Genomic DNA, 10,012 nt, shown 5'->3' with positions numbered 1-10,012 from the left:
TATTTGTCCAGTGGTTTTAATGCCAATGGCTAGCCGCTGACGTTGGACAGGCTCGACTTTAATCCCTAACCGTTTGGCTGTGTCGGCATCAACCTGAATAGAATTATTAGTTGAAGTGGCTTCACTTCCTCCTTGAAATTCATCTCCATGTCCGCCATGAGCTAGGACAACTGCGGGACTTGCTAATAACAACAGGCTCAGAAATGTGCCAGAAACATAACGAATAGCTGTAGGTGTTTGGGAACACAGAGAGTTAGACATCGCTACTAAAAATCCTTGAGTATGGGAGGGAAGAAATTGCGAACAGTCAAAAGTACTTTTAAGTTTTAGAAATACACTCTTTTACTAGTCTTTCATTCAGAAATGAAATTAGGATGAAATCAAGTTTTGACTGCTCTCCGAATCACATCACTCTAAGCACAACTGGAATTCAAGAAAGCAAGTGTTCCCTATTTATTTAGCATTGGATACTTGCATCATGCTTCACATAGATACTTTTGCTTACCTTCAGGTGACGCTCTTACTGACGCTGGACTACTCGCTAACACCAGTTCTCTAGCTTGATAAACCTTTTAGCGTGAAGCTCTTAACGTCGCTTTCACTGAGTTCGCGGAGCGTCTCATTCGCTGCCTTCGTCTCCGTACCCCTCCGGGGATCTTGCTACGCGCAGCGTCCCGTAAAGCCTGCCGCATAGCTACGCTTAGGGTGCAGCCTCTCGTAGAGAAGGGAAGGAGAAGAGAAGATAGCCAGTTCCCTACGGTGAGTTTCCCGCCTACCCTGCGGTTTCTGCATACTCCTGCAAAGAAGCAAGCTATGCAAAGCGTCCCGTAGGGAAGCAGTACAGGACTAGACTCACTGGTTATACCAAGTTTTTCGCCACTGTTTAATTTGGTTAATTTCTGCTTGCTGTGAATCAATAATACTTTGAGCCAATTTCTTGATTTCAGGACGCTTAGACTTACTCAATGCATCTTGAGCCATTGTAATTGCACTTTCATGATGGGGAATCATTGCATTTATGAACCGCAAGTCAAACTCAGCATCGGCGGCTCCCAAGTCCATATTCATCATCATGCCTTGCATCTGTTCGTCAGGCATTGAGACTGTTTTACCTGTTTTCGCATCATAAGCCACCGGGGTACTACTTGCTCTTGGATACCATGCTTTACGCCACTGCTTTAGCTCCGCAATTTCTTTGTCTTGAGAAGAGATAATTTCCGAAGCCAGCTTTTTGATTTCAGGACGTTTTGATTTCTCCTGTGCAACATTCGCCATCTCCACTGCCCCTTGATGGTGCGGAATCATCGCATCAATAAAGCGCAAATCATAATTAGCGTCAGCTGAACCTAAATCCATTACCATATTGTGGTTCATCGTGCTACCACCATGATTCATCATGCTACCATCGTGATTCATCGGTTGCTTGTCGTTAGTATCAGTAGCGGTGGTAGTAGGGTTTGATGCTTGGTTTTGGGAATTGGGTGTAGAACAGGCTGTTAACAGACCGCTAGGAACAGAGGCGATCGCTACTAAGCTCAATGACAAAAAGCTGTTTTTCAGAGTAGAAAGTTGCATAGGGATTATCTAAATGTTTCCTGATTTCATTTTGAAATCTCCAGTTGGCTGGAGAGTCAACCCTTTAAGTGATTTATTTTTTGCTTAAGTAATAAAATCATCTAGGTAACTGGTTGCTTACAATCCAACTGTTGTACTTACTACATAGTTTGACAGCCGAAGATGAAATCAGGATGAAATTAAAGATTCCTGCTCTTAGCAAAGACTAGCTACAAGAAATTAGAAGATTGTACTACATTACTACAAACCCTAAAGTTCTAATTCTTGTATGACACCTCGCTTTGATTTGCCGACCTTAGCTCCAGAGTTCAGATATGGCAAATAATTATGTTATGGAAGTAACGTATTTAAAATAATTTGCCTTTGTAATATCTATAAGTAAATCTAATATGATAAAGCTAAAATTATTGATTGGAGGAATAGTATTCATCCCGCTAGTCGCAGTCTTATGTGACTTTGGTTTCAGAAGATTTTGGTTTTCAGAACGCTCAGACCATCAAACATTTGTTATGCATTGATTGGGATGACGGCTGAAATCGGAAAAATGCTTACCACCATAAAGTAAAGTATAGGGGTTAGAATCTAGAGCTTCACTAGCAGTAATAGTCCGCATTAATGCGCGAATGTAAGGATCGCCTCCTTTCATTACTAAAGGTGGAGTGTATTCAGGAATGGTAGAGGTTTTGCGAGTGCTAAATCCTTGCCAAAGCACAATTAATAAAACTATAGACAATATTCTAACAATTAGCGATCGCTACTTCAACCTCCTTTTTTTTAGCAAGAGAACTTTAGCTAAATTTAGACAGGGGGTTTTATCACCAACAATATTAGTAAGTTTGTGAAACAATGACAGCAAAAATTTACTTTTTTTTGACATCTACTTTTGTGGCAATAATATTTATTAATTGCTTTTTTGTGTATTGGTAAATATGTAGTGATAATAGAGATTTAATAACTAAAATTATTTATTTTTAGCTTTGGATAAAAAGACTAAAAAAATAGTTGGAGTTTACATAAGTGAGCGCAGCGAAGATGGAGCTAGAGGATTATGTAGTGGGGAGAGGGGAGGAGGCTAAGGGTAAATCAATTGAGAACACACATCCTTGATGGGGGATATCCCGAACTGAGAGTATACCCTTGTTTAACGAGACGGCGCGTCGTGAGATTGTAAGCCCGATCCCCAATCCTGATTTATCTGTTCCCATCTGAGAAAAAGGCTTAAAGAGTTCTTCCGCCTCACCAGGCGGGAGTCCTCCACATTGATCCTCTATTTCAAGTAAAACACGCCCACCTACAGCCTTACTGCGTATCCATACAATCCCACCCTGCTTGGTGAACTTAATGGCATTTTGAACCAGATTCGATAGGGCAGATATTATTAGGTGACGATCTATTAAAACCTCCAATTCCGGCGCTACCTCTACACACACCTCAATTGATTTCGCACTTGCTTCAAACCATGCAGTAGCCTCAACTTCACTGACTAGGTGAATAACTCGACATCTCTGATATTGGACAGTTGGTTCATTCCACAGTCGCACCTCAACAAGTGAACGATCAATAATGTCTCTCATACGCCTATGGGCATTTTCAAGAATACGAGATGTACTTCCATTGGTTCCGACTTTCCCTGTGATTATAAGTTGGGAAGCTAAAGTAGCGGAGGTCAACGCATTTCGCAACTCATGTGCTAGAAATCCAAGACGCTGAACCTCATCCCGCTCTGCATTTTCACGCTGACCTCGATTAAACTCTGTAACCGCTTCAGCGATAGCGATATCGAGGCAGAAATTTAATCGATTGAATTCACGAGGGGATGCTGTTTCACTACTATTTTCCTGAATATACTGAGTGATAGCTTGACAAAGAGCGCCGTAGCCATGAACAACCTGAGAAATGCTGTAGCCAAGTTTTAACGACTCTTTCCCCCGGCGCTCTGCGGAGGCTCTGTGAACACTTTCTATAGAATTGTGATGTGCTTCCCCAGATTCATCTGTATCAGCACGTAATACCTCAATGAGTTCATCGTAGAACACAGGTAATCCTCTTTCCATTTCGTCGCTCGAACTTCTGGAATCAGCAAGACGCGCGATCTTTTTTGAACACAAGGCGAGAATTTCTTCACGTTCTGCTAAGAGAAATTCATGTAACATTATGAATGTTCTTAATTTTAGACTTATTCTACCATCAGGAGATCGCTAGAACAGCGATTGCCCAAGGGGCAGAGCCAATCGCACCCACCCCGATCCACCCCAGAACAATTTCCCATCCCCTCGCCGAGGCTAAGTATTTAACCCACATTCCGGACGTCATTTTGTAGTATAAAAAGCAATACAAAAATCTGGAAATAGTTACTGAATTATCCGAGAATAAATACTAAATCTCTATTACTACTATATATTTATCACTACCGAATTTATTGTAAGTGAGTAAAGCAAAACTTGCCATTAATAATTATATCTACTTTTTTTTTACGTCTAAAGTTAGGTTAAATCTTCTTGAAAGAATACTCAAATATTTATACATATCAAGATGAAATTAAGATGAAATCATTATCAGCCATTGGAAATAAATTATAATCATGCCATTAGCCAGATGAACTTTACACTTGAAACCTCTTAAGTTTAGGCGAGAAAGTTTTGTCATCAGATGTGTATGGCGATAGCATAAATTATTGACTCTTGTGCTTGGGAGAAGCTGATGACACATAGACACAACATCGGCTTTCAGGTAGATTAGCAACCGCAGAAACACAACGCAAAACAATCACTAAAAGGAAAATAAAGGAGGACAAATGGCTATTATTGGTTTATTCTTCGGCACTCAAACAGGTAATACTCAGACGGAAGCAGAAATAATTCAAAAGGAATTTGGTGGAGAAGATGTAGTAACGTTAAATGATATTTCACAAGCGGAGCCTAATGATTTTAAGAATTACAGTTATATCATCATCGGTTGCCCCACCTGGAATATTGGTGAATTGCAAAGTGATTGGGAAAATTTCTCCGACGAGCTAGATAGCATTAACTTTAGTGGCAAAAAAATTGCTTATTTTGGAGCAGGCGACCAGGTTGGTTATCCTGACAGTTTCCAAGATGCAATAGGAATTTTATCAGAAAAAATTTCAGAACAAGGTGGCGAGACTATTGGCTATTGGTCAATAGATGGTTATGAATTTAGTGAATCTAAAGCCGTCCGCGATGGTAAATTTGTAGGTCTAGCGCTTGATGAAGATAATCAATCTGATTTAACTAATGAACGAATTAAAACTTGGGTTGCTCAACTCAAGCAAGAGTTTGGTTTATAGAAAAGTATAAAGTCTCGCACTGAAAAGGCACAGTTCTGAACTAGCTCTTTCGGTCAGTAAAGCTTCCTTAATTCAGGTAACGTTGATAATCATTTCTCTAGCTTGGGCGTTAGAGTCTGATCCCCCCATGCATCAACAGGAGCAGTGTAGGCTATCTTTGTCAAGTCTACTGCTGCTATGTCTTCCATTGCTTCCATGCTCATATCAGAGGTCATAATCATTAAAATTGATTTGGAGCGCATATTTACCTTTGAATTTACAGCAAGCCAGTTCTTAAAAAGCGTGTTTCATTAAGGAGTATTAACTGGATATAGAAATCAGATTTAAATCTTGATAGCTATACTAAGCCTCTAAGCTTTGTTAACCAAGCTTTGGACTAATCTGGATTTTCATAAATCAAATAGGAATCCTATATACTCTTGTCAGTAGCAAAAATTAGCGCAAGCTAAAAAACTCTTCCGCCGCTGAAGGATGAATACCAATTGTTACATCAAAATCTTTTTTAGTGATACCTGTGCGAATAGCAAGTCCAAGACATTGAATAATCTCACCAGCATACTCACCGACCATATGAGCACCGAGTACCCTGTCTGATTTGCTATCAACTACTAATTTAATGAGAGTTTTCTGTTCCGGTTCAGCAATCGTGTCGAAAAGAGGTTGAAACCTTTGGGAATAGCAGCGTATTGATTCTCCAAATTTTTCGCGTGCTTTAGCTTCGGTCAAGCCAACCGTAGCCGCTTCCGGTCGAGAAGAAAGTGCTGAGGGAATACACTCTAAATTCACAGTTCGGGGCTGATTACCAAACACAGTATCGGCAAAGGCACGACCTGTGGCAATGGCGACAGGAGTCCAATGGGGACGATTGGTGCAATCTCCAACAGCAAAAATATTCGCCTGAGTAGTACGGCTGTATTCATCTACTGCGATCGCTCCTTGTTTGACTTGAACACCCGCTTTTTCCAAATCAAGACCATTTAAATTAGGAACTCGACCTATGGCGCTAAGAACGGTGTTTACAGTTATATTGTCTTGTTCATTTCCTAATAAACTCAAACGGAGACTATCTTGAACTTTTTCAATTTTCTCGACAACAGTATTGCAAAAAATTTGAATGCCATTCTTCATCATACTTTCTTGAACTGTAGTTCTAATTTCTTCATCTCGACCTGGTAAAATACGGTCTTCAGGTACTATTAAAGTAACTTTTGAAATCAAACCATTCAGGCTTCCAGCAAACTTCACTGCTATCTGGTCACTACCAATAATCGCAATATGCTCTGGTTGCTGCTTGATTTCAAACATCTGACGTGTAGTGATAGCATATTCAATTCCGGGAATTTCGGGTTTTACAGCTTCTCCACCTACAGCAATCAAGATTTTATTAGCAGTAACCTGGTGTCCCTCAACATCCAAAGTATGAGAATCTAAAAATTTTGTCTCTCCATAAACTAGGTTTACCCCTGCTTCTTGAAGATGCTGAATATGCAATTTGTTCAAATGTTGAATCGCTCGGTCTTTAGCTGTCATAAATTTATGCCAGTCAATGCGGTCACTCACTTTATCCCAGCCATATTCGTCAGCATCTTCAAAAACATGGGAAAAACTAGCAGCATATGCCATCAGTTTCTCAGGAATACAGCCATGAATTACACATGTGCCACCTACCTGGTCGCGTTCGGAAATTAACACATGAGCACCATGAGCAGCAGATTGTCTAGCGGCAGCAACACCTCCAGGTCCTGCGCCAATTACAAAAAGGTCATAATCAAAGCTCATAAATTATTAACTCAGTTTTTAAGAACACTATATTTGCCTATATTTTTAGCTTTCCACACAGTGATGAAATTAATATGAAATCATTGGAATTTTAATTAAAAAATAGTTATGCATATTCAAATGAAATCAGCATGAAATTTCCTTATGTCATTAGTAATAAATATTTCTTGTGCCATTAGGTGGACGCAAGCAGATTAGTTATTTTTTAATCTGAGGGCGCAGAGGCATAAATACTGTCTCATGTGAAATTGACAACTTGAAATCGGAGGTATAATTATGACGACAACCCAATCTCACCAATCCTTGCTTGAAACTTGCATAGAGGCTTGCTTTGATTGCCTACGCGATTGCGAAAACTGTGCCGATGCCTGTTTAAGTGGCAACATGGTACAGATGATGGCTCAATGCATTAAGTTGTGCCGAGACTGTGCTGATACTTGCGCTCTGTGCGCCCGTTTCATGTCTCGCAATTCGGCTCTCCATGCTCAAATGTGCGGAATCTGTGCAGAAGCTTGCGATCGCTGTGCCAGTGAATGTGAAAAACACGATAGCGACCACTGCAAACGCTGTGCTGCATCTTGCCGTCGTTGCGCCGAGTCTTGTCACCAAATGGCTACAGCTATGGCGTAAGTATCTGTAATCGCTGACTGCTGGATTGCAAAATAATTATCAGATATAATACACCATGTATTACGTAGATGATTGGCTTGACTTTACCTCGTAATACATGGGATTTCTCAGAACCACTACCGAGTATTACACAGTATGAGCAGGAGATAAAGAAGCGATTAGCCCAGCTACGCCCGTGAGTAGCATTGGAACAGGAATGGAATGTATGCCATTCAGCCATCACCTCTCACTTTCTTGAAACGCCAACTCCAACGAAAACGGTAGACACCCAGGATTGACAGTTGCCCACTCGTTGGCTTCTACAATTAGAGTTTTGTTACCCGAATTGAGATAAAATTGCATTTTGGCAGTCTGCTCCAGTCTTTCGCGTTCCTTGCCCCCAATTAAGCATCGCGCAATCAGGCAGTACTCTCTAGCTACACGTTTGGCGTAGGATGCTGCTTGGAGTCGCAACTTAGTCAGTTTCTTCAGTTCTGACAAAGCGAGAGTTGCTGTTGGGTCACTTGAAGGTGTACTTTGCTCCTTAACTTCGGCTTTTTGTGACGTTTCAGGCGGCACAATTGCAGGTATAGGCGCAGTAAGTGGAATACTGACAGAGTTGATTAATAAGTTTTTATTATTGTAATTTTCAGCCGCGCTGGGGTTAGAAAGGTATTTAAAATCCTTATCTAAATTACTTTGATTAACGTTTTGATCCAGTTGTATAATATTTGAAGAAACTAATGAATTATCAGAATTGTTGACAGTTGAGGTTGAAGAGAAATCTTCTGGATGTAATAAATTCAATTCTTCGGAATTAAAATTAGTTTCCTCAGATTCATATTGTACCTGTGGTAAAAACAGTTCCCCTTCAGACACAGTAACTTCTTCAAAACTTACTACTGCCTGCTGCCCTGTAGGGGCATCGGCAGCAGGAGGTAGGCAATTACAAAAAACCTTCATATAGAAAGAATGACCGTAATTCCCGATTTGATAAGGGTTTTCATCACTTTGTTTTGCAAATGAGTTTTGAAAGCTATTAAATTGCCCGTCATTGCTTGATTGATAAGGGTTTGAGCTATTTTTTGCCCAAGGGTCTAAAATGTAGCGTGTGGGATGCCACAGATGTAAGTGCTTTTGTAGTGTCTCTTGTGAGATAGTTTTGTGAAAGCGGCGTTTATACTCAACACGTATCACTTTCGCTCGTTCAGTAGCCCCTGCTGGTAAGCCTCTATCCCACTCTATTGCCCTTACTACTATCTGGATGCGTTTTTGGGCTTGTTGGCTGCGTTCCCAGTTCTGTTGCTTACGACGGTCAAATGGAATTACGTTATCTTTGGGTTTATCAATGCTCTTAATGCCTGCTATGGCTTCTGCAAATGTGTTGGCGAATGTACCCAACAGCCTTTCGGGATAACTAATGTAGGCGCTGTACCATTTGTTGCGAATTGTGGATTCTACCCAATGCCTCACTCTAGCTTCGATTTCGTGTTGGTGTCGGCAGTATTGGCTGTAGCCGGGGGCGTTAATTGCGGTAGTAAGGCAAAATTCGACTAATTTATCACTCTCTAAGTCTAAAAAGACGATTCCGTAGCCTACAAAGATTTGTAGGAGGGTGTTTGTTTGTCCTTTTCCTGTCCAGCCTGTGGTGATGATTTCTTCCCAATTGGCACGCCACTGTACAACGTCAGCAGATTCTTGCTTGCGATATCTCTCCCGTGAAATTTGTTTTTTGGCTTTGTTCGCTACCCGTTTTAGTTTGGTTAAATCTTGCCGACTGGCCGCGCGATCGCAATAATCGAGGAAGATAGAAACTGAGTCACTAATTGGTTGTAGGTCATCATTCAGTAAAAATGACCCGCTACCCGGTTGCATGGGGCAACGGATGGCCTTGTAGTTAGTTATTTGTTTGGCACTATATGGTTTGGTATTGGGGAAGATTTCTAGGTGTCCTTGGCGGAGGATAAAGCCTGCGTTTCTTAAAGTAATCTCTAGGGCGCAGGCTAGGGGAAAGGTGGGTAGGGGGGATGCGAAGCTTAGGATTAGGTGATAACCGCCACTAAAGCTGGACTGGAGGATGATGATATCGATTATGCCGATGTCCTCTAGCGCTGCCTTGATGCGATTTATAGATTCAATGTTGTGATAGTCGCCGAAGAGGTCTAAATCGATTGTGGCGTAACGAGTTGTGTCGTTAAAGCGCAGACCTACTAGTTTCGACTTGTCTTGGTGCAGGTTCCACAGTTGGGAGGGTTGGAGGTAATAGTCGATAGTGCGCCATGCTGGTTTTGTACCTTCTACTAAAGAAGGGGCAACTATTGCCCCAAATGGATGCCAAAAGCGTTCTACGTAGCGTTTACCTACGGATTCTGCGGGCAGGTGGGGTTTGATTTTCTTTTTTGAAGGCTGTGAAAGGCTTAATTGGGGCTTGTTCTCGACATCTGAAGAGAAACTTTCTTGGTACATGAGTGACTGTCCTGATGATTTTTGTGCATCAGGTAGTCTCGCTGTTGGTCAAAATGTGTTAGCCTAAATTTGAAATTTTATTTTGACTTAAGCGGTTGGTTATCCGCTTGTTGGAGGCGACTGGTAATCGTCTCATGGTTGAAAGCAAACAAAGGTTTATACTTGTTTAGGCTTAGACATACGTAGGCTTAGACTGGCATTTAGTCCAACACGCTTCACCAACAACAATGCGACTACCCAACTTTTTTTTGGTAATTATTTAAATGAGGCAGTTCT

The 10,012-nt window shown here is 41.2% G+C and carries 6 protein-coding genes and 2 pseudogenes; 2 read left to right on the top strand and 6 right to left on the bottom strand.

Features of this window, described 5'->3' with window-relative positions:
* The 4 genes and pseudogenes from ACEW80_RS33400 to ACEW80_RS33385 form a co-directional block, all read right to left on the bottom strand.
* Window positions 1-261: pseudogene (locus tag ACEW80_RS33400) on the bottom strand (efflux RND transporter periplasmic adaptor subunit); the annotation flags it as partial.
* Window positions 262-852: 591 nt separating this feature from the next.
* Window positions 853-1,575 carry a DUF305 domain-containing protein gene (locus ACEW80_RS33395; protein ID WP_373530729.1) on the bottom strand — a complete coding sequence of 241 codons (723 nt, stop codon included), beginning with the start codon at window positions 1,573-1,575 and terminating at the stop codon, window positions 853-855.
* Window positions 1,576-2,074: 499 nt separating this feature from the next.
* Window positions 2,075-2,233 (bottom strand): annotated as a pseudogene (locus ACEW80_RS33390) (muramidase); the annotation flags it as partial.
* A gap of 388 nt (window positions 2,234-2,621) precedes the next feature.
* Window positions 2,622-3,728: a sensor histidine kinase gene (locus tag ACEW80_RS33385; RefSeq protein WP_373530728.1), complete on the bottom strand. Its 1,107-nt coding sequence runs from the start codon at window positions 3,726-3,728 to the stop codon at window positions 2,622-2,624.
* Between the two features lie 641 nt (window positions 3,729-4,369).
* Here ACEW80_RS33385 and fldA point away from each other — a divergent pair.
* A complete protein-coding gene (fldA, locus tag ACEW80_RS33380; protein ID WP_373530727.1) occupies window positions 4,370-4,882 on the top strand; it encodes a flavodoxin FldA in 513 nt (170 codons plus the stop codon).
* Between the two features lie 435 nt (window positions 4,883-5,317).
* On the opposite strand, the gene gorA is transcribed toward fldA, so the two are convergent.
* On the bottom strand, window positions 5,318-6,661 hold the full coding sequence (gene gorA, locus ACEW80_RS33375; RefSeq protein WP_373530726.1) for a glutathione-disulfide reductase: 1,344 nt from the start codon (window positions 6,659-6,661) through the stop codon (window positions 5,318-5,320).
* Between the two features lie 276 nt (window positions 6,662-6,937).
* On the opposite strand from gorA, the gene ACEW80_RS33370 reads away from it, so the two are divergent.
* Window positions 6,938-7,291: a four-helix bundle copper-binding protein gene (locus tag ACEW80_RS33370; RefSeq protein ID WP_373530725.1), complete on the top strand. Its 354-nt coding sequence runs from the start codon at window positions 6,938-6,940 to the stop codon at window positions 7,289-7,291.
* Between the two features lie 219 nt (window positions 7,292-7,510).
* On the opposite strand, the gene ACEW80_RS33365 is transcribed toward ACEW80_RS33370, so the two are convergent.
* On the bottom strand, window positions 7,511-9,736 hold the full coding sequence (locus tag ACEW80_RS33365) for a hypothetical protein (RefSeq protein WP_373530724.1): 2,226 nt from the start codon (window positions 9,734-9,736) through the stop codon (window positions 7,511-7,513).
* Window positions 9,737-10,012 lie beyond the last annotated feature (276 nt).

It is taken from the genome of Nostoc sp., assembly GCF_041747015.1.
GTDB lineage: Bacteria > Cyanobacteriota > Cyanobacteriia > Cyanobacteriales > Nostocaceae > Nostoc.
Note: the sequence above shows the minus strand (reverse complement) of the source record. Positions and strands in the feature narration are given on the sequence as shown.